We start from the raw sequence: 26,011 nt of genomic DNA, 5'->3' as shown, positions 1-26,011 counted from the left end.
AAAAATCTCCTCAGCAGTCCAGTGGGTTGCGTTTTTCCGGGTTGATCCCGAACTTGACGATGGCGTCAGCCACCACCTTGGGTTCGATCTCACCACGGTCAGCCAAGGCTTCCAGGGCTGCCAACACCACGAAGTGACGGTCGACTTCGAAGAAGTGACGCAGCTTCTTGCGGCTGTCACTGCGGCCGAAACCATCGGTGCCCAAGACTTTGAATTCCTTGGACGGGACCCACTGGCGAATTTGTTCAGCAAACAGTTTCATGTAGTCGGTAGAGGCAATAACCGGACCCTTACGGCCGGCCAGGCACTCTTCGACGTAGCTCTTGGCTGGCTTCTGGCCAGGGTGCAGACGGTTGCTGCGCTCTACGGCCAGGCCGTCGCGACGCAGTTCGTTGAAGCTGGTCACGCTCCACACGTCGGCGCCGACGTTGAATTCGTCACGCAGGATCTTCGCCGCTTCACGCACTTCGCGCAGGATGGTGCCGGAGCCCATCAGCTGTACGTGGTGCGCCGCTTCCTTGGTGTCTTCTTCGAGCAGGTACATGCCCTTGATGATGCCTTCTTCCACACCGGCCGGCATGGCTGGCTGCTGGTAGGACTCGTTCATCACGGTGATGTAGTAGAAAACGTCCTGCTGCTCTTCGGTCATCTTCTTCATGCCGTCCTGGATGATCACCGCCAGCTCATAGCCGTAGGTTGGATCAAAGGTGCGGCAGTTCGGGATGGTGGCAGCCAGGATATGGCTGTGACCGTCTTCGTGTTGCAGGCCTTCGCCGTTCAGCGTGGTGCGCCCGGCGGTACCGCCGATCAGGAAGCCACGGGTACGGCTGTCGCCTGCTGCCCAGGCCAGGTCGCCAATACGCTGGAAGCCGAACATCGAATAGAAGATGTAGAACGGCAGCATCGGCTGGTTGTGGCTGGAGTATGAAGTACCGGCAGCGATGAAGGAGCTCATGGCGCCCGCTTCGTTGATGCCTTCTTCGAGGATCTGGCCCTTCTTGTCTTCCTTGTAGAACATCACCTGGTCTTTATCGACTGGCTCGTAGAGCTGGCCGACGGAGGAGTAGATGCCCAACTGACGGAACATGCCTTCCATACCAAAGGTACGGGCTTCGTCCGGGATGATCGGGACGATGCGCGGGCCGATGTCCTTGTCCTTGACCAATTGCGCGAGGATGCGCACGAAGGCCATGGTGGTGGAGATTTCACGGTCGCCCGAGCCGTCAAGGATGGCCTTGAGGGTGCTCAGGTCCGGCGTCGGTACGCTGAAGCTGTTGGCGCGGCGCTGTGGCACGAAGCCACCCAGTGCGCTGCGGCGCTCGCTCAGGTAGCGGGCCTCGGCGCTGTTTGGCTCAGGCTTGAAGAACGGCAGGTTCTCCAGCTCTTCGTCCTTGACCGGAATGTCGAAGCGGTCGCGGAACAACTTCAGGCTGTCGACATCGACTTTCTTGGTGTTGTGCGCGGTGTTCTTCGCTTCGCCGGCACCGGTGCCATAACCCTTGATGGTCTTGGCCAGGATGACGGTTGGTTGTTCTTTGTGGTTGACCGCTTCGTGGTACGCCGCGTAGACCTTGTACGGGTCGTGGCCGCCACGGTTGAGCTTCCAGATTTCGTCGTCGGACAGGTCGGCAACCATCGCCTTGAGTTCAGGCGTGTTGAAGAAGTGTTCGCGAACGAACGCGCCGTCTTTGGCCTTGTAGTTCTGGTACTCGCCGTCGATGACTTCGTCCATGCGACGTTGCAGGATGCCGTCCACGTCCTTGGCCAGCAGTGGGTCCCAGAAACGGCCCCAGATGACCTTGGTCACATTCCACTGAGCACCACGGAACACGCCTTCGAGTTCCTGGATGATCTTGCCGTTGCCGCGAACCGGGCCGTCGAGGCGCTGCAGGTTGCAGTTGATGACGAAGATCAGGTTGTCGAGCTTCTCGCGGCCGGCCAGGGAAATGGCCCCCAGGGATTCCGGCTCGTCGCACTCGCCGTCACCCAGGAAGCACCAGACTTTCTGCTTGCCTTCCGGGATGAAGCCACGGGCTTCCAGGTACTTCATGAAGCGTGCCTGGTAGATCGCCTGGATCGGGCCCAGACCCATGGAAACGGTCGGGAACTGCCAGAAATCAGGCATCAGCCAAGGGTGCGGGTAGGACGACAGGCCCTGACCGTCGACTTCCTGGCGGAAGTTGTTCATTTGTTCTTCGCTGATGCGACCTTCCATGAACGCACGGGCGTAGACGCCTGGCGAGGTGTGGCCCTGGAAGTAGATCAGGTCGCCGCCGTGTTCGTCGGTCGGGGCCTGGAAGAAGTAGTTGAAGCCGATGTCATACAGGGTGGCGCTGGAAGCGAAGCTGGAAATGTGACCGCCCAGGTCCGAATCTTTCAAGTTCGTGCGCATTACCATCGCCATGGCGTTCCAACGTACCAGCGAGCGAATGCGGCGTTCCATGAACAGGTCGCCAGGCATGCGTGCTTCGTGGGTAACGGGGATGGTGTTGCGGTATGGCGTAGTGATGGCGTAAGGCAGTTGCGAGCCGCTGCGGGTCGCGAGTTCGCCCATACGGGTCATCAGGTAGTGAGCACGGTCTTCGCCTTCTTTGTCGAGAACCGATTCCAGGGCGTCCAGCCATTCCTGGGTTTCGACGGGATCGAGGTCTTGCATGGCTTGCTCCAGGGCGGAAAGGCTACCAGAATCGGTTGCCTGAAGTTTGCGACTGGCCTTGTGGGCAGACGACATAAATTCTTGGATGGCCGAAGGTTGCTTCGGCGTCCTGTAGTTTTACTACAAATCGTCGGCCATTTCAGCCTTTCGAATGTATATACGAGTAGTAAAACTACACAAGACTGAGCGTATGGCTCGGTCTTGCTGGTGAGCATAATCGTTATTGTTGGTCTATTGCGAACAAGAAAAGGTGAAAGTTTGATGTTGCCTGCCAAGATTAATTTAATTTCAGCTATTTCTAACTTTTGTTCGACAGTCCTTCATCGAGCATGGCTCTTGCGTTCACAACTACACGCCAATTACACGCCGATCAAGGATAGACCATGAGCCTTCCAACGCTGGCCGAACTGCCGGCCATTCTCTTGCCTTATGCCCAGCGGGCCGAGCAGTCATTTCGTGACGCGGTGGCCGCGCTGGACGACGATCATGGCCTTTCTGCGTGGACGCCGCAACGGTGGGCCGACTTCGCCCGCGTGTGCGCTGCCAGTGATTTTGTCATTGAACAGAGTGTTCGTGACCCTTTGATGTTGCTCGAACTGGTGGCCTGGGGTGAGCTGGACCGCAGCTTTGCGCCCGGTGAGCTGTGCAGCCAGATTGCCGGCGCCGTGCAACAGGCCGAAACAGAAGATGAGTTGGGCCGCGTGCTGCGCCGCCAGCGCACGCGCCAGCAGGTGCGCATCATCTGGCGCGACCTGACGCGCCAGGCCGACCTGGTGCAAACCTGTCGCGACCTTTCCGACATGGCCGACGCCAGCATCGACCAGGCCTACCAATGGCTGTACCAGCGCCACTGCGCGCAGTTCGGCACGCCGACCGGGCGGCGCAGCGGTGAGGCGCAGCATATGGTCATCCTCGGCATGGGCAAGCTCGGTGCGGTGGAGCTGAATCTCTCTTCGGATATCGACCTGATTTTTGCCTACCCCGAAGGCGGCGAGACGGTGGGGGTAAAGCGCTCCCTGGACAATCAGGAATTCTTTATTCGTCTTGGTCAAAAATTGATCAAGGCCCTGGATCCTATGACGGTCGACGGTTTTGTCTTCCGTGTGGATATGCGCCTGCGCCCCTACGGCTCGGCCGGTGCGCTGGTGCTCAGCTTCAACGCGTTGGAGCAGTACTACCAGGATCAGGGCCGGGATTGGGAACGCTACGCCATGATCAAGGCGCGCGTAGTGGCCGGTGATCAAGTGGCCGGCGCGCAGTTGCTCGATATGCTGCGCCCGTTCGTCTACCGCCGCTACCTGGACTTTTCCGCCATCGAAGCGCTGCGCACCATGAAGCAGTTGATCCAGCAGGAAGTACGGCGCAAGGGTATGGCCGAGAACATCAAGCTGGGCTCAGGCGGCATTCGGGAGGTGGAGTTTATCGCCCAGGCGTTCCAGCTGATTCATGGCGGCCGCGACCTCAGCCTGCAACAACGCCCACTGCTGAACGTGCTGGGTACGCTTGAGGGGCAGGGTTACCTGCCGGCTGCGGTGATCACCGAACTGCGCAATGGCTACGAATTCCTGCGCTACACCGAGCACGCCATCCAGGCGATTGCCGACCGCCAGACCCAAATGCTGCCGCACAATCCCGAAGATCAGGCGCGTATCGCCTTCATGCTGGGCTTCAGCGACTGGGCTGCGTTCCACGAACGCCTGATGTACTGGCGTGGCCGCGTGGACTGGCACTTTCGTCAAGTGATTGCCGACCCTGATGAAGAAGAAGGCGAAGAAAGTGAATTGGTCGTCGGTGGTGAGTGGTTGCCGCTGTGGGAGGAATCCCAGGATGACGACGCCGCGTGCCGTCAATTGGCCGAGGGCGGTTTCACCGATGCACCCAAAGCCCTCAAGGCCTTGGCCGGCCTGCGTGGCAGCCCGCAGTTGCGTGCCATGCAGCGGCTGGGGCGCGAGCGTCTGGATGCATTCATTCCGCGCCTGCTGGCCCAGGCGGTCGAGCACGCCAACCCGGACCTGGTGCTGGAGCGCGTGTTGCCGTTGGTGGAGGCCGTCGCCCGGCGTTCGGCCTATCTGGTGTTGCTCACCGAGAACCCGGATGCGCTGCGTCGCCTGCTGACCCTGTGCGCCGCCAGCCCGTGGATCGCCGAACAGATCACCCGTTTCCCGTTGTTGCTCGATGAGCTGCTCAACGAGGGCCGCCTGTTCAAGCCGCCGCTGGCGCCGGAGCTGGCTGCCGAGCTGCGCGAGCGCCTCACCCGCATTCCCGAGGACGACCTTGAACAGCAAATGGAGGCCCTGCGTCACTTTAAATTGGCGCACCGCCTGCGAGTCGCGGCCTCGGAAATTGCTGGCAGCCTGCCGCTGATGAAAGTCAGCGACTACCTCACCTGGCTGGCCGAAGCCATTCTTGAGCAAGTGCTGGCCCTGGCCTGGCGCCAGACTGTCGCCCGCCACGGCGCGCCGCAGCGCCTGGACGGTACCCTGTGCGATCCTGGGTTCATCATTGTCGGTTATGGGAAAGTCGGCGGCATCGAACTGGGGCATGGTTCGGATCTGGATCTGGTGTTTATCCACGATGGCGACCCCCAGGCCGAGACCGATGGCGCCAAGCCGATTGACGGCGCGCAGTTCTTCACGCGTCTGGGCCAGCGCATCATTCACCTGCTGACCACCCAGACCAACTCCGGCCAACTGTATGAAGTGGACATGCGCCTGCGACCTTCCGGCGCCTCCGGCTTGCTGGTGAGTTCCCTGGGCGCCTTCGATCGCTATCAACAAAATGAAGCCTGGACCTGGGAACATCAGGCGCTCATCCGCGCACGGGTGCTGGTGGGCAGCCAGGATGTGGGCCATGCATTCGAGCAGGTACGTGCCAACGTATTGGGGCGTGAACGGGACTTGGCGAAGCTGCGCCAGGAGGTCAGCGAGATGCGCACCAAGATGCGCGATAACCTGGGTACCAAGGCCACGGCGGCCGGCAGGGGCGCCAATGCCTTCGAGGCCACGGCGGTGTTCGACCTCAAGCAGGACGCCGGAGGTATCGTCGATATTGAATTTATGGTGCAATACGCGGCTTTGGCGTGGTCTGCGCAACATCCATCGTTGCTGCGCTACACCGACAATATTCGCATTCTGGAGGGCCTTGAGCAGGTCGGGCTGATGCCCGCCGCCGATGCCCATTTGCTGCGTGAGGTATATAAGGCCTACCGCTCCGCCGCCCACCGCCAGGCCTTGCAGAACGAGGCCGGCACGGTCGCCGGGGACCAGTTTGCCGACGAACGGCGACAGGTGATGCGAATCTGGCAAGCGCTGGGCTTAAATTGAAACTCGACTGATTGGGCGACGCCAATTTTTATATGGGATGCGGATTAATGTGGGAGCCGGGCTTGCCCGCGATGCAGGCGCCTCGGTTTATCAGTGATACCGAGGTGATGCAATCGCAGGCAAGCCAGCTCCCACATAAAGATGCTCCCTGGCGCGCCGCGATCTACAGTCATTATCGAGGCGGGGAGGCATAAGCCTCCCCGCATCGTTTGTGGAAACTACATGAATATTCTGATCGTTGGGCCCAGTTGGGTCGGTGACATGGTGATGGCACAGACACTTTTCCAGTGCCTGCGCCAGCGCTATCCAGACTGCCAGATCGACGTGCTCGCCCCTGAGTGGAGCCGGCCGATCCTGGAGCGCATGCCCGAGGTGCGCAAGGCCTTGAGCTTTCCGCTCGGCCACGGTGCCCTGGAACTGGCGACCCGCCGACGCATCGGCAAATCCATGGCCGGCCAGTACGACCAGGCGATCCTGTTGCCCAACTCGCTCAAGTCGGCGCTGGTGCCTTTTTTTGCCGGTATCCCCAAGCGCACCGGTTGGCGCGGTGAGTTTCGCTATGTGCTGCTCAATGACGTACGCACCCTGGATAAAGCCCGCTACCCGCTGATGATCGAGCGCTTCATGGCCCTGGCCTACGAGCCCGGCACGCAATTGCCCACGCCGTACCCGCGGCCCAGCTTGCAGATCGACCCGGTGACCCGCGATGCGGCGCTGGCCAAGTTCGGCCTCACCCTTGATCGGCCGGTTCTGGCCTTGTGCCCTGGCGCCGAGTTTGGCGAGTCCAAGCGCTGGCCGTCGGAGCATTACGCCAAGGTCGCCGAGACCAAGATCCGCGAAGGCTGGCAGGTGTGGCTGTTCGGTTCGAAGAACGATCATTCGGTAGGTGAAGATATTCGTCAGCGCCTGATTCCCGGCCTGCGCGAAGAGGCGGTGAACCTCAGTGGCGACACGTCCCTGGCCGAGGCTATCGACTTGTTGTCCTGCGCCGATTCGGTGGTGTCCAACGACTCCGGCCTGATGCATGTGGCGGCGGCGCTGAACCGCCCGCTGGTAGCGGTGTACGGCTCCACGTCCCCAGGCTTCACCCCGCCCTTGGCCGACAAGGTCGAAGTGGTGCGCCTGGGCCTGGATTGCAGCCCGTGTTTTGATCGCACCTGCCGCTTCGGCCACTACAACTGCCTGCGCCAATTGCTGCCGCAGCCGGTAACCGATGCCTTGCAGCGGTTGCAGGGCGATGTGGTCGAGGTTCACTGAGTTGCGGGTACTGGTAGTCAAGACCTCATCCCTGGGCGATGTGATCCATGCCTTGCCGGCGTTGACCGATGCAGCACGGGCGATTCCCGGCATTCGCTTTGATTGGGTGGTGGAAGAAGGCTTTGCCGAAATCCCGACCTGGCACCCGGCGGTGGACAAGGTGATCCCGGTGGCGATTCGCCGCTGGCGCAAGAACCTTTGGCAAACGATCAAGAGCGGCGAGTGGGGCCGTTTCAAGCAGGCCGTGCAGTCGACCAAGTATGACTTGGTGATCGACGCCCAGGGCCTGCTGAAAAGCGCCTGGCTGACCCGCTATGTGCGTGCTCCAGTGGCCGGCTTTGATAAAAACTCGGCCCGTGAGCCGATCGCTGCGCGTTTTTATTCACGACGCCTGGCCGTGGCCCGCGGGCAACACGCGGTAGAGCGCTTGCGCCAACTGTTCGCCGTGGCCCTGGGCTACGACCTGCCCAAAGGCTTGGGCGACTATGGCCTGAGCGTTGAAAAACTACTGGGCCTGCCGCCGAAAAAACCCTTTGTGTTGCTGCTGCACGGCACTACCTGGGACACCAAGCACTGGCCCGAAGCCTATTGGCGTGAGCTGGCCGAACGCATGGGGCGCCTGGGCGTGGACGTGAAATTGCCGTGGGGTAACGCCGCCGAAAAGGCTCGGGCCGAGCGCCTGGCCCAAGGCCTGCCCAACGCCGAAGTGCTGCCCAAACTCAACCTGGCGGGCGTGGCCGGCGTGTTGGCGGGCGCCCGCGCCTGTGTGGCGGTGGACACCGGCCTCGGTCACCTGGCGGCAGCGCTGGATGTGCCGACCATTTCCCTGTTCGGCCCCACCAATCCGGGCCTTACTGGCGCTTACGGCAAGGGCCAGATCCATTTGGCCAGCGACTGGCCGTGTGCGCCGTGCCTGCAAAAGCAGTGTACCTATCAACCTACCGCCGACGACCTGCGGCGGTTCGACATCAAGCGTGAGTCGCCCCTGTGCTTCACGCGCTTGAATCCTGAGCGTGTAGCAAGCCGGCTGAGCACGTTGTTACTGGCTGAGGAGCAGCACTGATGCAACTGGCTTTTGTTCTGTACAAGTACTTTCCCTTCGGTGGCTTGCAGCGCGACTTCATGCGCATCGCCCTGGAGTGCCAGCAGCGCGGCCACAAGATTCGTGTCTATACGCTGATCTGGGAAGGCGACATCCCACCCGGCTTCGAAGTACTGGTGGCGCCGGTCAAGGCGCTGGTCAATCACCGTCGCAATGAAAAGCTGTATGCCTGGATACAGGCCGACCTGGCCAAGCGGCCGGTGGATCGCGTGGTGGGCTTCAACAAGATGCCGGGGCTGGATGTGTATTTTGCCGCCGACGGGGTGTTCGAAGACAAGGCTCAAAACCTGCGCAACCCCATGTACCGCTGGTTCGGGCGCTATCGGCACTTCGCCGAATACGAGCGCGCGGTGTTCGATAAGGACGCCAAGACCCAAATCATGGTGCTGTCCGAACATCAGCAGAAGTTGTTCACCCAGTATTACGGCACCCAGGCCGAGCGTTTCCACTTGCTGCCGCCGGGCATTGCCCGCGACCGGCGCGCTCCGCCTGACGCGGCCGAAATCCGCGCCGAGTTTCGTCGTGAGTTCGGCCTGGCCGAGGACGACCTGTTGCTGGTGCAGATCGGTTCGGGCTTCAAGACCAAGGGCGTCGACCGCAGCCTCAAGGCCGTGGCCGCCTTGCCTTCCAAGCTGAAGAAGCGCACCCGACTGTTTGTAATCGGCCAGGACGACCCCAAGGTATTCCAATTGCAGAGTGCGGCATTGGGCCTGGGCGATCAGGTGCAGTTCTTCAAGGGCCGCAGTGATATCCCGCGTTTCCTGCTGGGCGCCGACCTGCTGATTCACCCTGCGTACAACGAGGCGGCCGGCATGGTGCTGGTCGAAGCGGTGGTCGCCGGCCTCCCGGTACTGGTGAGCCGGGTGTGTGGCTACGCGTTCTACATCGACAAGGCCCAGAGCGGCCGAGTGTTGGACGAGCCGTTCGAGCAAGCCCAGCTCAACCAGTACCTGGTGGATATGCTCGACGATCCACACGCGCGTGCGACCTGGAGTCGCAATGGTCTGGCCTTCGCCGAGACGGCCGACCTCTATAGCATGCCGCAGTACGCTGCGGACCTGATTCTGGCGGAGCCAAACCGATGAAGTTGATTCTAGCCGAACCCTTCAAGACCCTATGGGCCGGACGCGATGCGTTCGCCGAGGTCGAGAAGCTGCAAGGCCAGGTGTTCCGCGAGCTGGCCGCTCGCCGTACGTTGCGTACGGTGGTCGAAGGCCAGCCTTACTTTGTGAAGATTCACCGTGGCATTGGCTGGGGCGAAATCCTCAAGAACCTGGTCACGGCCAAGTTGCCGGTACTGGGCGCAGGCCTGGAGTGGCTGGCGATCCAGCGCCTGCAAGCGCTGGGCGTGCCGACCATGACCGCCGTGGCCTTTGGCGAAAAAGGCCGCAACCCGGCCGACCAGCATTCGTTCATCATTACCCAGGAACTGACGCCGATTATCAGCCTGGAAGACTTGACCCTCGATTGGGTCAAGCAACCGCCCGTGCCGGCCATCAAACACGCCTTGACCCGTGAGCTGGCGCGCACCGTCGGCGCGATGCACCGCGGTGGCGTGAACCATCGCGACTGCTACCTCTGCCATTTCCTGTTGCACACGGACCAGCCCATTACCGTCGACAATCTGAAATTGTCGGTGATCGACCTGCACCGTGCGCAGGTGCGTCCGACGATTCCACTGCGCTGGCGTAACAAGGACCTGGCCGGCCTGTATTACTCCGCATTGGAGATCGGCCTGACCCAGCGCGACAAGCTGCGCTTTCTCAAGACGTACTTCCAGCAGCCGTTGCGCCAGATCCTGGCGGAGCAAGCTGCGCTGCTGTCTGAGCTTGAGCGCATGGCCGCCAAGCTTTACGCGCGCAAGCAACGATACGGGGATGCGCTCTGATGGCGGGTTGGAACCTGGAACCTGCCTATGCCGCCCTGGCGGATGACTTTGGAAGCCTGGAGGCGGTATTTGCCTTGCAAGGCGAGCGATTGACCCGCGACCCGCTGTCGGAAGTCATCCGGGTCGAGCGCGGCGGGGTCAATTATTACGTGAAGCGCTACGTGGGCGCCGGCAAAGGCTTGCGCCGTTACCTGGGCAGGCCGCGGGTGAAATCCGAATGGCAGAACCTCAAGCGTTTCGCCAAGTGGGGCATCCCGACGGCTGATGTCGTCGCCTGGGGCCTGGACCGCAAGGGCCTGGCTTATAACCGGGGCGCGATGATTACCCGCGAGCTGCCCAAGACGGAAGACTTGTCAGTGCTGGCCGAGCGCAATGACGAACGCCTGAAAGACCCCCGGTGGGTCGATGGCATCAGCCGCCAGCTCGCCGAATACACGCGCACCATGCATGAGCACCGCTTCACTCATAACGACTTGAAGTGGCGCAACCTGCTGGTGGACGACCAACGAACCCTGTACCTGATCGATTGCCCCAACGGTGATTTCTGGCGTGGTTTCTGGCTCAAGTACCGCATCACCAAGGACTTGGCTTGCCTGGATAAGGTCGCCAAATATCACCTGTCGGCCACCCAGCGCCTGCGTTTCTACCTGCAATACCGCCAGCGCACGCACTTGTCGGCGTCGGACAAACGGCGAATTCGTCACGTGGTGAAGTTTTTTGAGGGACGCGAATGAGTGACTTCCTGGCGGCCGAAGACCGAGCCTTGCTTGAGCGCAACGGTCTGGCGACGTTTGACGCCCTGTGGGCCAAGCAACTGGACGCAGTGGACGAGCCCAATACCAGTCACGGCGGCTGGAGCAGTGTGTATCGCCTGGAGCTTGAAGGGCAGGGCTATTACCTCAAGCGCCAGAGCAACTACCTGACGCGCACCTTGCACCGGCCGTTTGGCGAGCCGAGTTTTGCGCGCGAGTTCCGTAATATCAGCCTGTATCGAAAGCTCGGAATCCCTGCTCTGCAGGCGGCGTTCTTCGGTGAGCGCAAGGTTAAGGGCGAGCGCCGGGCAATGCTGCTTACCCGTGCTCTGGATGGTTGGAACGACCTGGATTCGTTGCTGGAGCAGTGGCAGCAATTGAGCGTCGCCCAGCACAGTGCGATCCTGTCGGCGTGCGGCAAGCTGGCGCGTCATCTGCACAGCGTCGGGCAGGTGCATGGCTGTTTTTACCCCAAGCATATTTTCCTGCAGGCCACCGCTGAGGGTTATGCCGCGCAGCTGATCGACCTGGAAAAAACCCGTCCGTTGCTGTTTGGCTGGCGTGACCGGGTCAAGGACCTGGAACCGCTGCTGCGTCGCGCGCCCCAATGGTCGGACGCGCAGGTGCGCCAACTGCTGGCGGCGTATCTTGAGCAGCCCGAGGACAGCGACCTGGTCTCCACTTGGCACCAGCGCCTGACCGCACGCCGCAGCCACAAGGAGAACCGCTGATGCGTTTATCCGAGCTGAAAAATGCCGGCCGTAGCCCCAGCCTGCCGTTGACCATCGATCTGGCGGATGCTGCAGGCCCGGGGCAGTTGCAACTGCTGAGCCTGCTGCGGGTGTTGCCCGGGCAGCGCTACGTGGGCGCGGCAGTGTGGCGTGGTCGCCCGGTATTGGCCAAATTGTTGGTTGGCAGCAAGGCGGCGCGGCATTTTCAGCGTGAACTCAAGGGTGTGCGTTTGTTGGCTGAGCAAGGCCTGACCACACCGTTGTTGTTGGCCGATGGCTTGCAGGACGGCGAGGGCGGCTGGCTGCTGTTTGAGTTTATCGAGGGCGCCCAAAGCCTGGCCGATGCGTGGCACGCCGTCGAACATCTGCCGCCGTTGGCGGACGAACAAACCGCCGTGCTCGCCGAAGCATTGGGCGCGATTGCGCAAATGCATGCCAAAGGCCTGTGGCAGGAAGACCTGCACCTGGACAACCTGCTGCGCCAGGACGGCAAGCTGTACTTGATCGATGGCGCAGGCATTTGTGTCGAGGAGGCGGGTAAGCCGTTGTCGCGCAATCGCGTGCTGGAAAACCTCGGCGTGTTTTTCGCCCAGCTGCCGAAAAACCTTGAGCCGTTTACCGAAGAATTATTGGTGTACTACCTGCTGGGTAATGGTGAGCACGCCTTGCCGCTGCAAGCCCTGGAAAAGCAGGTGCGCAAAGTCAGCGCCTGGCGCTTGAAGGACTTTCTGGACAAGACTGGCCGCGAATGCACGCTGTTCAGCGTGGTGCGTGGCGCCTTTGGCTTGCGTGCGATTCGTCGCGAAGAAGAAACGGCCATGTTACCGGTGCTGGAACAGGCAGACGCCTTGCTCGACCAGGGCCACCTGTACAAGACCGGCGGCGCGGCCAGTGTGGCCAAGGTCGAAGTGGCTGGTCGGCCATTGGTGATCAAGCGCTACAACATCAAAGGCTTTGCCCACTGGCTCAAGCGCTTCTGGCGTCCGAGCCGAGCCTGGCATTCCTGGCGCGAGGGTAACCGCCTGGCATTTCTCGGCTTTGCTACGCCCAAGCCACTGGCGGTGCTGGAGAAGCGCTTTTTATGGCTGCGCAGCCGTGCGTATCTGGTCACCGAGTTTCTGCCGGGGCCGGACATCATCGAGCGCTTTGCGCCGTATGTTGAAAACGGCGATGCGCCTGAGAGCGAGCTGCTCGCACTGGAGCAGTTGTTTACCCAGTTGATTGGCGAGCGCATCAGTCATGGCGATTTCAAAGGCCATAACCTGTTCTGGAATGACGGGCGTTGGGCGATGATTGATCTGGATGCCATGTGTCAGCACAGTTCCGTTGCCAGCTTCGCACCGGCCTATGCCAAGGATCGCGCACGGTTTATGCGCAATTGGCCGCAGGGCAGTGCGTTGTATCAGTTGATCGATCAGCGGTTGCCTAAAACCATCGTGGTTTAAGCGGGCGCCTGATACCCAAATGTGGAAGGGGGCAAGCCCCCTCCCACATCAGAATTGATATTCAGCCCCAGCGCCTGCATACCAGGAGCGTCCCGGTGCTGCTTCGTAGTAGCGCCTATTGCCGTCACCCACAATCACCGACCCCACATATTGACGATCCAGCAGGTTATCCAGGCGCAAGGTCTGGTGAAAGGTCCAGTGCTCCACCTTCTGCTCAAACCGTGCCCGCCAGTTGAAGACGCTGTAGCCCGGTGCGGCATGTTGGCTATTGGTGTCTTCGACATAGACTTTGCTGCGGTACATACCTTCGATGGCCGTGCTGACCCAGTCCCGTGGCTTCCAGTTCAGTTCGGCGAACAGGGTGGTTTGGGGGACGCCGGGGAGGTAGTTGCCCTTGTCGATGGTGTTGGCGCCGCTGGCGAAGTCGCTGTCGTAGGTGGCTTGGAGGCGGGTATAGGCGAGGCTGGTGCTCCAGTGCTCGTTCAGTTGGCTTTCAACACCCAGTTCGAAGCCGCGACGTAGTGTGCGACCGGCGTTCTGGTAGCTGGTACGGCCACCGATGGATTGCTGCACCACCAGTTCGTCCTCGGTAGTGATTTGAAAAACGGCGGCGTTGATCCGCGTGTTGTTCAGTTGCGCCTTCACACCTATTTCATACTGAGTGCTTTCAGACGGCTTCAAGCCGAAGTTGAAGCCCTCGACGTTGCCCGGGGCATAGGCCAGCTCGGCCTGGGTCGGGGTTTCAAAGCCCTTGCCTGCACTGATATAGCCGTGCAGGTCGGGCGTGAATGCATACATCACGCTCATCGAAGGCGTGTTTTTCTGGTAGGTCTTGTTACCACTGGCATCGCCATTGCTCAGGAATTGATCATCGACGTCCATCTGCATGGTGCTGTGCCGGACACCGGCTTGCAGGGTCCAGCGGTCGAGGGCCCAGTTGGCCTGGATATACGGATCGAGGCTACGAGCCGTGTCGATTTCGTCGCGGCGTAGTTGGCCTTTCACGCCGAGGGTGTTGCCGCTGTAGTTCTGATAACCGTGGCGGCTGTCTTCGCTTTGGTCGAAGTCCAGGCCAGTGATGATCATCAAGTCGCCGGGCGCACTGTCGATGGGCTGCATCCAGCGCACGCTGCCACCGTAGAACTTGCGGTCGAATTGCACCACGCCGCCGCCACGTTCGTTGGCGGGTGTGCCTTTTGGGATCGACAGGTACTGAATCACACTGCGGCGCCCGGTATACGCATTGACCTGCAACGTCGCATTGCCGATGTAGCGCTCGTAGTTCATTCCCAATTGCTGGTGATCGATGCTTTTACGCGTGTTATAGGTCAGCGCGTTGGCGCTTACCGAACGCGGATCGGCCTTGTACGCTGTCCAGGTCTGCCCCAGCGGATCCTGCGTACCGTTCTGCTCCAGGCTGCTGTAGATCAATGCCAGCTTGCTGTCGTCATCCGGCTGGAAGTTGAGCTTGGCGAAGGTCTGGTCGCGCCGGGCGCTGCTGTGGTCGCGGTAGCCGTTGGTGTCCATGCGTGAGGCATCGAGCACGAACCCGGCACCATTCGCCGCGCCTTCCGCGCTAAGGTGGTTCTTGTTCAGCCCGTCGCTGCCCACCAGCGTTTCTGCGCCGATGCGCGGTGGGCCTTCGCCGTCGCGGGAGAACATTTGGATCACACCGCCGGCGTTACTGCCATACAGAGTCGCCGCCGGGCCGCGCAGCACTTCGATGCGCTCGGCAGTGTCGAGGTTGAACGTTGCGGCCTGGCCCTGGCCGTCGGGGGTGCTGGCGGGGATGCCATCGGCGATCAGCTTGATGCCGCGTACGCCAAACGCCGAACGGGCGCCGAAGCCGCGGGACGAGATCTGCAAGTCCTGTGCATAGTTCTGGCGGTTCTGCACCACCAGGCCGGGCACGCGGGACAGGGCTTCGGAGGCGTTGATGCCCAGTTGGCCGTTGCTGATTTGTTCACGATTAATGCCGTCTACCGAATACGGCAGGTCGAACGTCCGGCTGGCGCTGCGCGAGCCGGTGACCACGCTGGGATCCAGGATCAGGGGCGCATTGTCGGCTTGGGCGGTGTTGCACAGGCCCAGCAGTAAGGCAAGGCAGGTTGGAGCAGAAGGAGTCATGAAAAGGCCGAGTGGGTAGCGCACGCAAGTAAGGGTGTAAGTGCAAATGTGACAAGTTTAACGACTCGTCCTCTGATTTGCCGAACTCCTTACCGCCTGGCGCATTGGGACGCTTCCTACGCTTAGCGTCGACTGCGCAAGCCTGAAGTCTTGGTTTTGTGGTGCTAGGTTTTCGATCTTTATCAAACGAAAAGAAGAATCAACTATGTGGACTCCTATCCTGCGCTTGCTGATGTTGCTGGGAATGTCGTTGATCGTTGCAGGCTGCGGCACGGCGACCACCGTGCTGCGTGGCGATGACGTTACTGTTCGTGACCTCAAGGGCAAGAAAACCTACTGTCAGTCCGTTTCGCGAATCTACAGTGGCGTAGCTTATGACCTCTGCGTCTTGCATGGGCCTCCCAACTCTGCGGGTGGGCTCTCGTTGAACGGGATTCCATGGGTCATTCTGGATGCGCCGGTTTCCGCGGTGCTGGACACGCTCGTCTTGCCCTACACCATCTACCGCCAAAGCGCCGACGGTAGCATCGAGCTGCGCTAACAGCTTCCTACTGCTTTTAAGCTATAATCCCGCCCTTTAGCTGTTTCCCGCCCGGGCGGGAAGCACACTTTTTTCAGGCGCGATGCGCCTGCATGCAGACTAAAAGAGGCTAGACCCCAGTGGCATTGACGATTCTTGGCCTGTCCGGCGCCCTTAGCCATGATCCTTCCGCAGCCCTGTATATCGACGGCAAGCTGATTGCGGCCGCCGAAGAAGAGCGCTTCGTACGCGACAAACATGCAAAGAACCGCATGCCCTACGAGTCGGCGAAGTTCTGCCTGGAACAGGCTGGCATCAAGCCTTCGGACGTTGACGTGGTGGCGATCCCATTCGCCCCGATCAGCCTGTTCGGCGAGGCACGCTGGCACTACGCCAAGCGCTACTGGTACGCCCCGGACCGCGCCCTCGACGCGATCCTGATGGGTAACCGTCGCTACAAGCGCTATCGCAACAAGATTGTCTGGTGCCTGGAACAACTGGGCTTCGATCCGAAGAAAATCAAGATCGAACCGGTTGAACACCACCTGGCCCACGCTTCCAGCGCCTACCACTGCTCGGGTTTCCAGGAAAAAACCGCGATCCTGGGCATCGACGGCAAAGGTGAGTACGCCACCACGTTCTTCGGCTATGGCGAAAACGGCAAGATCCACAAGATCAAGGAATTCTACGACCCGGATTCTCTCGGCGGCCTGTACGGTGCGATCACCGAGTTCCTCGGTTTCGAGATGCTCGACGGTGAGTTCAAGGTCATGGGCATGGCGCCGTACGGTGATGCCAGCAAGTACGACTTCTCGCGTTTGGCGTCCTTTGAAAACGGCGAGCTGGTGATCAACACCGACTACGCCAACGTCATCGGCCTGCGTCGCTACAAAGAGAAGGGCAAGGGTTTCTACTTCTCGCCAAAACTGATCGAGTGGCTGGGCCCCAAGCGCGAAGGCGACATTGCCGACGAGCCGTATATCCACTACGCCGCCAGTATGCAGGCGTTGTTCGAGAAGCTGGCCTTGCAGATGATCGACCATTACCTGGGCGACATCCTCAAGGACACCGGCAAGCTGGCCTTCGCCGGCGGCTGTGCGCTGAACGTCAAGCTGAACCAGAAGATCATTGCCCGCGACGACGTGAAAGAGTTGTTCGTGCAGCCGGCGTCCGGTGATGCCGGCACGGCTGTCGGCGCGGCCGCCTATGTATCCCACGCTTGTGGTGTACCGGTGGAGAAGATGGAGCACGTGTACCTCGGCCCGTCCTATAGCAACGAAGACGTGATCGCCGCTTGCGCCAAGCACGAGAGCAAGCCGAACTGGCGCAAGATCGAAAACATGCCCAAGCGCATCGCCAAGATCATGGTCGACGGTAACCCGGTGGCCTGGTTTCAGGGCCGCATGGAGTTTGGCCCGCGTGCCTTGGGTGGGCGTTCGATTATCGGCTGCCCAAGCGCCACCGGCGTGGCTGACCGCATCAACCACCAGATCAAGTTCCGCGAGCGCTGGAGGCCTTTCTGCCCGTCGATGCTCGACACCGTGGCCCCGCAGATGATCAAGGTCGATCACCCGGCGCCGTTCATGACCTTCACCTTTGAAGTGTCGGAAGAGTGGAAGACCCGCGTGCCTGAAGTGGTGCATGAAGATGGCACGTCCCGCGCTCAGGTACTCAAGCGCGAATACAACCCGCGCTACTACGACATGATGAAAGAGCTGGAAGTGCTGACCGGCAACGGCGTGTCCCTGAACACCTCGCTCAACCGTCGTGGCGAGGCGATGATCTGCTCGCCGACCGACGCGCTGAACATGTTCTTCGGCTCGGACCTGCAGTACCTGATCATGGAAGACATCCTGGTCGTGAAAGACGGCGTGGACCCTTATGACGCCGTGGTTTAAATGCTGAACCGCTTCCAGGGCTGGCGTGAACGTGGCTGGGCGCCTGTCGAGGCCGAGGTTTACGCCCAGGCCTGGCAGCGTTACGGCGGCAGCGTGGCGACCCACCCGCAGGTTATCGAGCGGTTGGCTGGCCTGGCGCAGATTCCGGTACGCTACCTGGGCTGGGAACAAGGTGGCGAACTCAAGGGGGCGATAGCCACCTGGGGGCGCGATCTGGCTCTCTCCAAGGACGTGCTCAAGCGCACCGGCAAGAAAGGCCTGTTTGACCTGGGCAATGCCGAGGTCATCCTGCCCATTGCCGTCGATGCGCAGTTGCCGCTGCGCCACCGGGCGCGCTACCTGTCGGCCCTTAACGAAGGGCGCGTCAGTACCCTCAAGCCCCAGGCCGAGCAATTGGCCATGGCGCGCACGCCCGAAGAGCTGTCGAAGAAGTTTCGCTACAACCAACGACGTGAATTGCGTTTGCTGGAAGAAGCGGGCGGCGTGGTGCGGGCGGTCAGTGAGTTCTCCAGCGTGGAACTGGCGGCGATTTATTGCGATCTGTTCCAGCGTCGCTGGGGGTTCCCGGCGGCTGGTGCGGCGCGTTTGGCCGAGGTGCTGGAGCTGCTCAAGGAGTTTGTGTTCGGCTCGGTGCTGTTTCTCAATGACGCCGCGATTGCGGTGCAATTGGTGTATCAGGTGCAGTCCAATGAATGGTTCAGCGCCGAGTACGTCAACGGCGGCGTCGACCCGCAAACCCGTGCGTTCAGCCCTGGCAGCGTGTTGAGTTTCCTCAATACCCAAAGCGCCTGGGAGCAGGCGCGGGCGGCGAACAAGTCGCTGCGCTTTTCCTTCGGTCGTTCCGACCGTGAGTATAAGGAGCGCTGGTGCAACCCGGTGCCGGTGTTCAGCGTATGAGTCGCAAACAGCAACTGCTCAAGCGCCATCGGCGCAACAAGCGCATTGCGCTGTTGATCGGCTTGGCGGTGCTGGTTGCCACCGGTGTAATGGTGGCCTGGTGGCTGCCGCCGATGTTGGCGGTATTGCTATGGGCGGCCCATGAAGCGTGGTTTGCCGATCACCTGTTCTACTCGCCCAGCGACCACTATGAGTACGCATTCCCAGCCGGCAGCGAGCAGCCCGGTTTGCGCCTGGAGTCGGGGCGGCTGTTGCTGGATGCGCCGCTGGCGAACGATGAAACCCTGATTATTGGCGTTGAGTTGAAAAGTTCGTGGCTGGGGCGCTTCCTAGACCCGGCGGTGGACCTGTTGGGCCTTGACTCAGCGGACCGCCAAACCTTTGAACGTGGCGTCAACGGGCGCCGCTATCTCAACCTGACCGGCGCTGCACAAGCACTGGCGGCGGGCAACATCAGCTTGCGCGGGCGCTTTTGCCGGATCCAGGGGCAGCCGATTCTGTGGCGTTTCCACCAACCGGACTATCGCCAGCAACGTGTGATGGTGATCGCTCCTCACGCCGACGATGCCGAGCTGGCCGCGTTCAGCCTTTACAGTCAAGCGGCTGAAAGCTGGATCGTGACCCTGACCGCCGGGGAGATCGAAGCCGAGCACTATCAGCAGATGGGTTTGCCCAAGGCCCAAGCATCACGCCTCAAGGGCCGCTTGCGTGCCTGGGACAGCGTCGCGGTGCCGCGTTGGGCCGGGGTGCCCGAAGCACAATGCGTGCAGTTGGGTTACTTCTGCATGCAATTGCAGGCCATGCAGGCTGCGCCGGACCAGCCTCAGGCGTCGCGCGAAGCGGATTTGGCCGACACGCGGCTATTTCGCCAGTTCAACGGCTTTGCCCTGCCGGGTGATGCAGATGGCGCACCGACCTGGCACAACCTGATCGCCGACCTGCGCGCACTGCTGCTCAAGGCGCGCCCTCAGGTGATCGTGTTGCCCACGCCATTGCTGGACCCCCACGCTGACCACATCTGCGCCCATGCGGCGGTGCTTGAAGCTCTGCAGGGCCTGGAGTGGCAGCCCGACACGTTGCTCGGTTATGCCAACCACCTGCATGATAATGACCGCTGGCCCATGGGTGACTCCGGTGCTGGGATGGCGCTGCCGCCACGTTTCGATTCATCGCCCGAGATGGTGCCGTGCAGCTTTGCACTCACCTTGAGCCAGCAGCAGGACAAGGCCATGGCCCTGGGCATGATGCACGACTTGCAGCCGCGCGCGCCGCTCAAGCGCCGGGTGCGCAAGTGGTTGCAGCAAGTGCTGGCCGGACGTAGTCCATCGCCTTACGGCGAGAACGAATTCTTTCGCAAAGCCGTGCGTCGTCACGAGCTGTTGTGGGTCCTTAAGCAGGACTGAGAACCTCTCGAAGGTAGGCCAGCGTGGGTCTGCCGCCCATTTTTACCGGGCCTTGCGCCCGTAGCCAGATCGCTGCATGGAGAGTTATGAAGCCGCGTTTCAAGGTTTTGCAGTTACAGCCGGACTACAACGTCAAGACCCATGACTTCGCCGACCTGGGTGAGCAAATCGTCAAATCCCTGCCGCCTGAACGTTTCGAGGTGACCTCCGGATTTCTAAGCGGTCGTCCGCTGCCCGGCCAGCCCCTGAGCGTGGCTGAGCATTCCCACTATTTCGAGCTGCCGGAGAAGTCTCTCAAGGGCATTCGTTTTGGCGCCATGTGGCAGATCTACAAATATTGCCGCGAGCAGAAGTTCGATGTGGTCATTTGTAACCGCTTCAAATCGGTGAACATGATGCTGTCGCTCAATCGCTGGTTGAAAATCCCTCTGTGCATCGGTATCTCCCACGGTTTTGGCGAATATGCCCGTGGTTACCGTCGGCGTCAGACCCAGCGCTGGGTCAGCCCGGCCTGGCGTTTTGTCGGCGTGTCGGAAGCGGTGAAGGACTACCTGGTGGACCTCAACTGTGGGTTCACCCGTGAAAACACCAGCTACGTCACCAACGCCATCGACATTCCCCAGGCAGAAGCCTTGCAACTGTCCCGTGAGGACGCACGCAAGGCCCTGGGCCTGCCAATGGAAGCACGGATGATCGGCGCTCTGGGCCGCCTGGTGCCGATCAAGGGCCATACTCATCTGCTGCAGGCCTTCGCCACGCTCAAGGATAAATACCCTGAGGCGCAGGTGGGCATCATTGGTTCCGGGCGCGCCGAAGCCGATTTGCGTGCCGATATCGAACGCTTGGGCCTGAACGGTCGTGCGCACTTGCTGGGCTTTCGCGAAGACGGCATGAAGTATGTGCGCGGCTTCGACATCTGGACCATGCCGTCGCTGTTCGAGGGCCTGGGCCTGGCTCTGCTGGAAGGCATGAGCGGCCATCTGCCGGTGATTGCCTCCAACGGACCGGCAATGCTGCCCCTGGTGCAGGGCGCGGGTGGGCTGTCCCATGACCCGGGCAACGTCGAGCAGCTGGCTGCAGCCCTGGATACTTATCTGGCACTGAGCGATGAACAGCTGCGCGAAAAGGGTGAAGAGGTGTTCCGCTATCTGGAGGCCAACCACACCCTTGACGAGTTCAAGCACAAGTACCTGACCCTGATTGAAACCGGTTTGCGTGAAGTAGGTAGAGCATGAATCAGCAACAGCCCCTGGTCTCGGTGATCATCGCCTCCTATAACCATGGCCAGTACATCGAACAGAGCATCCTCAGCGTGCTGGGGCAGACCTACCCCAATATCGAACTGTTGGTGGTGGATGACGGTTCCAAGGATGACAGCGTCGAACGCATCCAGCGCTTGCAGGCCGAGCACGGCTTTGATTTCCAGGTGCAGCAGAACCAAGGCCTCAGCGCCACCTTGAACGGTGCGATCGCTCGTGCCAAGGGTAGCCTGATCGCGCCGTTCGGTTCGGATGACATCATGTTGCCGGACCGTCTCGCCACTCAGGTTGCGTACATGGAGGGCAAGCCGAAGGTGGGCATGTGCGCCGGCAATATCGAGCTGATCGACGGTGACGGCAACCTGCACCCGGAGAAGAAGCAACGTCGCGACGTGCCGTTTCGCAGCCTCGACTTCGACGATATATTCCTGGACCGCAAGCCCTTTCCGCCGGCGCCGACCATGCTGATTCGTCGCGACGTACTGGAGGAGGTCGGCGGGTTCGACCCGCAGATTCCCCTGGAGGACTTGCTGATCCAGCTGAAGATCACGGCGGCGGGCTATACCATCGACGCTTTGGGTGTGGTGATGGCCAAATATCGCCAGCACGCTACCAACACGTACAAGAACCACCGTTACATGATCCAGAACATTCTCAAGACTTACGCATTGTTCAGCGATCACCCGGCCTATGATCAGGTGCGCTACAACTTCCTGAACTCAATGTTCCTCAAGACCGCCGACCGCGACCGCCCGTTGGCGCGCGAGATTCTCAAGCAGATCCCGTTGAAGTTCTGGGGGCGCAAGACCTTGCGTGGGTTGGTGAGGTTGTATCTGGCGCCGCTCAGGAGCTGAAACGGCGCCATCCCTCCTACTACAGGCCCTGTACCTGCTCGCGGATTTTCGCAGTGGCGGCCGGGCTTGCCACCGAGGCATACCCTTTGACCAGTTGTTCGAAATGCGTTTCGAACAGCCAGTTGCGGTCTTGTGGGTAGCGCTGCATGTGACGCAGGTTACGTTGGCGCAGCGCATAACGCAGTGAAGAGGGGTAGATGCGCAGGTCAGCGATGTCGATCAGGCCGAACTCGCCATCGTCCATCAACAACACATTGCCCAGGTGCAACGAGCGAAAGTACACCCCTCGCTCGTGCAACTGCGCCATGAACCGGCCAAAACGCTCCACCAGTGATTCGCGCAGGCTGCTGTCCAGGCTTTGCAACGCCTGGCGCAAAGTCAGGCCGGGCAGGGGGGTGTAGGCAACCGCGCTGCTGGCATCGCTCAGGCGATAGAGTCCGAGGATCTGTGGCGTTGGAATGCCCAGGGTACGTAGTTGCTCGCTGTTGCTGGCAAAGCGCTCGGAATAAGGGTTGAAGCTGCCGGAAGTGTACCAGCGGCGTGGGCGGAACAGCTTGAGGAAGCTGCCGTCTGCCAGGCGCAGGACTTTTGGCCCCAAGCCATCGGCTTCAATGACATGGGCGTTGCTGCACAGCTGCTCGAAAGCCGGGGCCTTGATGTTCTGTACCGGCATGCGCAGCAGGCTGCGGTGGCGCTGGGCGAGGCTCAGACCTGTGATAATTGCCAACGGAATCCACAGCAGGAACCAGTGTTCTTTGGGGCGCGACAATATGCCGCCGCCTTCGGTCAGGCCCGCGCCGATGCCGTAAGCCAGCAGTGACGAAGCCAGGATGAACAACGGCTGGGCGCGTTCCTTCAGGCCTTTGTATAGAGCCCAACCGAGCATGAAGGCCCAAGGGATAAAGCCGATGATGCCGACGTAATAAAGCACGCCGAGGGCAAAGCTGTGGGGTTCGCGCAGTTGGTAGCCATCGGGCACGGTCAGGTATAGCTCGGAATCGTAGCTATGCCCAATCCAGGGGTGTTCGGCGATGAGCTGCAATGTCATGGTCCACAGTTCGAGGCGGAACGAGCTGCCGCGTCCAGTGATCATTTCGGGGAAAAACAACAAGAGTCCGGCTGCACCCAGGACCAAGCCGGCGAAAAGCATCGCTGCGCGGCGGTTACGGCTGACAAAGCTCAACCATAGGACGGCCAACGTCAACGCTACTAATGCAGTGCGTGAACCGGTTGCTAAAACCGCGGCGGTCATGATCGCCAGGGCCGGTACGCTGAACCACAACACCTTCATGCGCTGGGTGGTCATGCAGACGTACAGCCAGTACACGGTGAAAAAACCAAAAAGGTGCGAACTCAGCAGCGGGTTATCAAGCGCGCCAAGGCCGCCGATCATGCGCATACCGGGCGAATAACCCTTGGCGAACGCCACCAGGTTGCCCAGGCTGACTACCAGCGCAATGACAGCGGCGCTGAAGAACATCGGCTTGAACAGTTCATTGCGGTAATGCAGCAACAGCCCGCAGCCACCAAACAGCATGAAGGTGTTCAACGGCCGCTTGAACAGGTCGGTATCGGAGCTGGGTTCGGGACTCCAGAGCAGGCTGGTCAGGGCCCAGGCGGAGAATGCTACAAACGCGATGACCAGAGGTTCTCGTAACAGGTCCTTGAGTTCCCGGGGGCGCATGCACAACAGGAACAAGGTCGGTACGCTGAACAGGATATAGACGATTCTGTGCAGCACATTGCGATTGCCGACAAAGAACAGCGCACTCAGGAGCAGCAACAAGCCAACAGGCAAAATCCATAGGACCAGGAAGTCGAAAACGCGATTTGAGCCATAAATAAGGCGCTTGGAGTGCATACAGTAAAGCCATTCCAGAAAGAGAAAGCCGACCATCTTAAGCTAGTGGCTAAGTAATGTCGCCGGTCGGATCCAACCGGGCCGCGGGTATACCGGGTGCAAGTACAACAGAGAAGCTGTGCTAAAGTCAGCCTCCTTTTTCAAAACGCCGCGTGATATGACCGACTCCAGTCCGAGCGCAAGCCCTTCGAGCTTGAAAATATACTTCCGCCTGCTCAGTTACGTTAAGCCCTACATGGGCTTGTTCGCGTTGAGTATCCTTGGATTTCTGATTTTCGCGTCGACCCAACCGATGCTGGGTTACATCCTCAAGTACTTTGTAGACGGCCTTTCCAATCCGGAAGCCGTGTTGTTCCCCACCGTACCCTTCCTGCGCGATCTGCAACTGCTGCAGGCGGTGCCGCTGCTGATCATCCTGATCGCGGCCTGGCAGGGCCTGGGTTCGTTCCTGGGCAACTATCTGTTGGCCAAGGTCTCCCTGGGGCTGGTCCATGACCTGCGGGTGCAGTTGTTCAACAACTTGTTGACGCTGCCCAACCGTTACTTCGATAACCACAACTCCGGGCACCTGATTTCCCGCATCACCTTCAACGTGACCATGGTCACGGGTGCGGCAACCGATGCCATCAAGGTGGTAATTCGCGAAGGCATGACGGTGATCTTCCTGTTCGCCTCCCTGCTGTACATGAACTGGCGCCTGACGCTGGTCATGATCGCGATCCTGCCGTTGATTGCGGTAATGGTCAGCACCGCCAGCAAGAAATTCCGCAAGCAGAGCAAGAAGATCCAGGTGGCCATGGGCGACGTGACCCACGTGGCCTCGGAAACCATCCAGGGCTACCGCGTAGTGCGCAGCTTTGGTGGCGAAGTCTACGAAGAGAAGCGCTTTTTCAAGGCCAGCCAGAGCAACACCAACAAGCAACTGCGCATGACTCGCACCGGGGCGATCTACACCCCGGCGCTGCAGTTGGTGATCTACTCCGCCATGGCCGTGCTGATGTTCCTGGTCCTGTATCTGCGTGGCGATGCCTCGGCGGGTGACATGGTGGCCTACATCACCCTGGCTGGCTTGTTGCCCAAGCCGATCCGTCAGCTCTCGGAGGTCAGTTCGACCATCCAGAAGGGTGTTGCGGGCGCCGAGAGCATCTTTGAACAATTGGACGAAGACGTTGAGGTCGACCACGGCACCATCGAGCGCGACAAGGTCAATGGCCGCCTGGAAGTGCGCAATCTGAACTTCACCTACCCAGGCACCGAACGCCATGTGCTCAAGGACATCAGCTTCACCGCCGAGCCTGGGCATATGATCGCTCTGGTGGGTCGTTCAGGCAGCGGCAAGTCGACCCTGGCCAGCCTGATCCCGCGTTTCTACCACCATGAAAGCGGAGAGATCCTGCTCGATGGCGTAGAGATCGAAGACTACAAGCTGCTCAACCTGCGCAAGCATATTGCTCAGGTCACCCAGCACGTGACCCTGTTCAGCGACACCGTAACCAACAACATCGCCTACGGCGACCTGGCCGGTGCACCTCGTGCCGACGTTGAAGCGGCGGCGGCGGATGCCAATGCCAAGGACTTCATCGACCAGTTGCCCAAAGGCTTCGATACCCAGGTCGGTGAGAACGGCGTGCTGTTGTCCGGCGGCCAGCGTCAGCGCCTGGCGATTGCGCGCGCCTTGCTCAAGAACGCGCCGCTGCTGATTCTCGACGAGGCTACTTCGGCCCTTGATACCGAGTCCGAGCGGCATATCCAGGCGGCACTGGACAAAGTCATGCAAGGCCGTACGACCTTGGTGATCGCGCACCGATTGTCGACTATCGAGAAAGCCGACCTGATTCTGGTGATGGATGACGGGCGGATTGTCGAGCGCGGTACCCACGGCGAGTTGCTGGCGCAGAACGGCTATTACGCTCGCCTGCATGCCATGGGGCTGGATGCGCCAGTAGCGGCTGACATCACCTGATCCAGCAGCGACACAGAGCTAATGTAGGGGGCTTGCCTCCGATAGCGGTGGATCAGCCGGCATTTGTGCAAGCTG

At 60.6% G+C, this 26,011-nt stretch carries 18 protein-coding genes; 15 read left to right on the top strand and 3 right to left on the bottom strand.

Annotated features, from left to right (window positions below; all coding sequences use genetic code 11):
• Positions 1-10: 10 nt before the first annotated feature.
• Positions 11-2,656, bottom strand: a complete 2,646-nt coding sequence (gene aceE, locus E4P00_RS28250; RefSeq protein ID WP_003187985.1) for a pyruvate dehydrogenase (acetyl-transferring), homodimeric type — start codon at positions 2,654-2,656, stop codon at positions 11-13.
• 383 nt (positions 2,657-3,039) lie between these two features.
• On the opposite strand from aceE, the gene glnE reads away from it, so the two are divergent.
• The 8 genes from glnE (at position 3,040) to E4P00_RS28210 (ending at position 13,154) form a co-directional block, all read left to right on the top strand.
• Entirely contained in the window at positions 3,040-5,979 is a 2,940-nt protein-coding gene (glnE, locus tag E4P00_RS28245) for a bifunctional [glutamate--ammonia ligase]-adenylyl-L-tyrosine phosphorylase/[glutamate--ammonia-ligase] adenylyltransferase (RefSeq protein ID WP_078820123.1), read from the top strand.
• Between the two features lie 222 nt (positions 5,980-6,201).
• Positions 6,202-7,236: a lipopolysaccharide heptosyltransferase II gene (gene waaF, locus E4P00_RS28240; protein ID WP_032878265.1), complete on the top strand. Its 1,035-nt coding sequence runs from the start codon at positions 6,202-6,204 to the stop codon at positions 7,234-7,236.
• Between the two features lies 1 nt (position 7,237).
• Positions 7,238-8,299, top strand: a complete 1,062-nt coding sequence (gene waaC, locus E4P00_RS28235) for a lipopolysaccharide heptosyltransferase I (protein ID WP_248133522.1) — start codon at positions 7,238-7,240, stop codon at positions 8,297-8,299.
• The gene (locus tag E4P00_RS28230; protein WP_005784135.1) at positions 8,299-9,423 is read left to right on the top strand and encodes a glycosyltransferase family 4 protein; all 1,125 of its coding nucleotides are present in this window, start codon (positions 8,299-8,301) and stop codon (positions 9,421-9,423) included. Before waaC ends, E4P00_RS28230 begins: the two co-directional genes overlap by 1 nt.
• Complete coding sequence (gene rfaP, locus E4P00_RS28225; RefSeq protein ID WP_078820125.1) at positions 9,420-10,226, top strand: lipopolysaccharide core heptose(I) kinase RfaP; 807 nt, start codon at positions 9,420-9,422, stop codon at positions 10,224-10,226. The genes E4P00_RS28230 and rfaP overlap by 4 nt, the downstream gene beginning before the upstream one ends.
• Positions 10,226-10,960, top strand: coding sequence for a lipopolysaccharide kinase InaA family protein (locus tag E4P00_RS28220; RefSeq protein ID WP_005784139.1), 735 nt, complete (start codon positions 10,226-10,228; stop codon positions 10,958-10,960). The genes rfaP and E4P00_RS28220 overlap by 1 nt, the downstream gene beginning before the upstream one ends.
• Entirely contained in the window at positions 10,957-11,709 is a 753-nt protein-coding gene (locus tag E4P00_RS28215; RefSeq protein ID WP_032878263.1) for a lipopolysaccharide kinase InaA family protein, read from the top strand. The genes E4P00_RS28220 and E4P00_RS28215 overlap by 4 nt, the downstream gene beginning before the upstream one ends.
• Entirely contained in the window at positions 11,709-13,154 is a 1,446-nt protein-coding gene (locus E4P00_RS28210) for a lipopolysaccharide kinase InaA family protein (protein WP_216090646.1), read from the top strand. The genes E4P00_RS28215 and E4P00_RS28210 overlap by 1 nt, the downstream gene beginning before the upstream one ends.
• Positions 13,155-13,202: 48 nt before the next feature.
• On the opposite strand, the gene E4P00_RS28205 is transcribed toward E4P00_RS28210, so the two are convergent.
• Entirely contained in the window at positions 13,203-15,281 is a 2,079-nt protein-coding gene (locus E4P00_RS28205) for a TonB-dependent receptor (protein WP_248133465.1), read from the bottom strand.
• Positions 15,282-15,486: 205 nt separating this feature from the next.
• Between E4P00_RS28205 and E4P00_RS28200 the strand changes: the two genes are divergently transcribed.
• The 6 genes from E4P00_RS28200 to E4P00_RS28175 all read left to right on the top strand — a co-directional run bounded on the left by E4P00_RS28200 (position 15,487) and on the right by E4P00_RS28175 (position 22,112).
• Complete coding sequence (locus tag E4P00_RS28200) at positions 15,487-15,822, top strand: YceK/YidQ family lipoprotein (protein WP_032878260.1); 336 nt, start codon at positions 15,487-15,489, stop codon at positions 15,820-15,822.
• 119 nt (positions 15,823-15,941) lie between these two features.
• Entirely contained in the window at positions 15,942-17,699 is a 1,758-nt protein-coding gene (locus E4P00_RS28195; protein ID WP_248133464.1) for a carbamoyltransferase, read from the top strand.
• On the top strand, positions 17,700-18,596 hold the full coding sequence (locus tag E4P00_RS28190) for a GNAT family N-acetyltransferase (RefSeq protein WP_216090648.1): 897 nt from the start codon (positions 17,700-17,702) through the stop codon (positions 18,594-18,596).
• Positions 18,593-19,999: a PIG-L family deacetylase gene (locus E4P00_RS28185; RefSeq protein ID WP_216090649.1), complete on the top strand. Its 1,407-nt coding sequence runs from the start codon at positions 18,593-18,595 to the stop codon at positions 19,997-19,999. Before E4P00_RS28190 ends, E4P00_RS28185 begins: the two co-directional genes overlap by 4 nt.
• 86 nt (positions 20,000-20,085) lie before the next feature.
• On the top strand, positions 20,086-21,234 hold the full coding sequence (locus E4P00_RS28180; protein ID WP_032878257.1) for a glycosyltransferase family 4 protein: 1,149 nt from the start codon (positions 20,086-20,088) through the stop codon (positions 21,232-21,234).
• A complete protein-coding gene (locus E4P00_RS28175) occupies positions 21,231-22,112 on the top strand; it encodes a glycosyltransferase (protein WP_078820131.1) in 882 nt (293 codons plus the stop codon). The genes E4P00_RS28180 and E4P00_RS28175 overlap by 4 nt, the downstream gene beginning before the upstream one ends.
• A 19-nt stretch (positions 22,113-22,131) precedes the next feature.
• Here E4P00_RS28175 and E4P00_RS28170 read toward each other — a convergent pair whose 3' ends face one another.
• The gene (locus tag E4P00_RS28170) at positions 22,132-23,973 is read right to left on the bottom strand and encodes a bifunctional O-antigen ligase/aminoglycoside phosphotransferase family protein (protein WP_248133463.1); all 1,842 of its coding nucleotides are present in this window, start codon (positions 23,971-23,973) and stop codon (positions 22,132-22,134) included.
• A 157-nt stretch (positions 23,974-24,130) separates the two neighbouring features.
• Here E4P00_RS28170 and msbA point away from each other — a divergent pair, with 157 nt between their 5' ends.
• Positions 24,131-25,936 carry a lipid A export permease/ATP-binding protein MsbA gene (gene msbA / locus E4P00_RS28165; protein WP_216090650.1) on the top strand — a complete coding sequence of 602 codons (1,806 nt, stop codon included), beginning with the start codon at positions 24,131-24,133 and terminating at the stop codon, positions 25,934-25,936.
• Positions 25,937-26,011 lie beyond the last annotated feature (75 nt).

Source organism: Pseudomonas sp. B329, from assembly GCF_023127835.1.
In the GTDB taxonomy this organism is placed as follows: domain Bacteria; phylum Pseudomonadota; class Gammaproteobacteria; order Pseudomonadales; family Pseudomonadaceae; genus Aquipseudomonas; species Aquipseudomonas synxantha_A.
The sequence above is the reverse complement of the archived record's forward strand: the minus strand, read 5'-3'. Positions and strand labels throughout refer to the sequence as shown.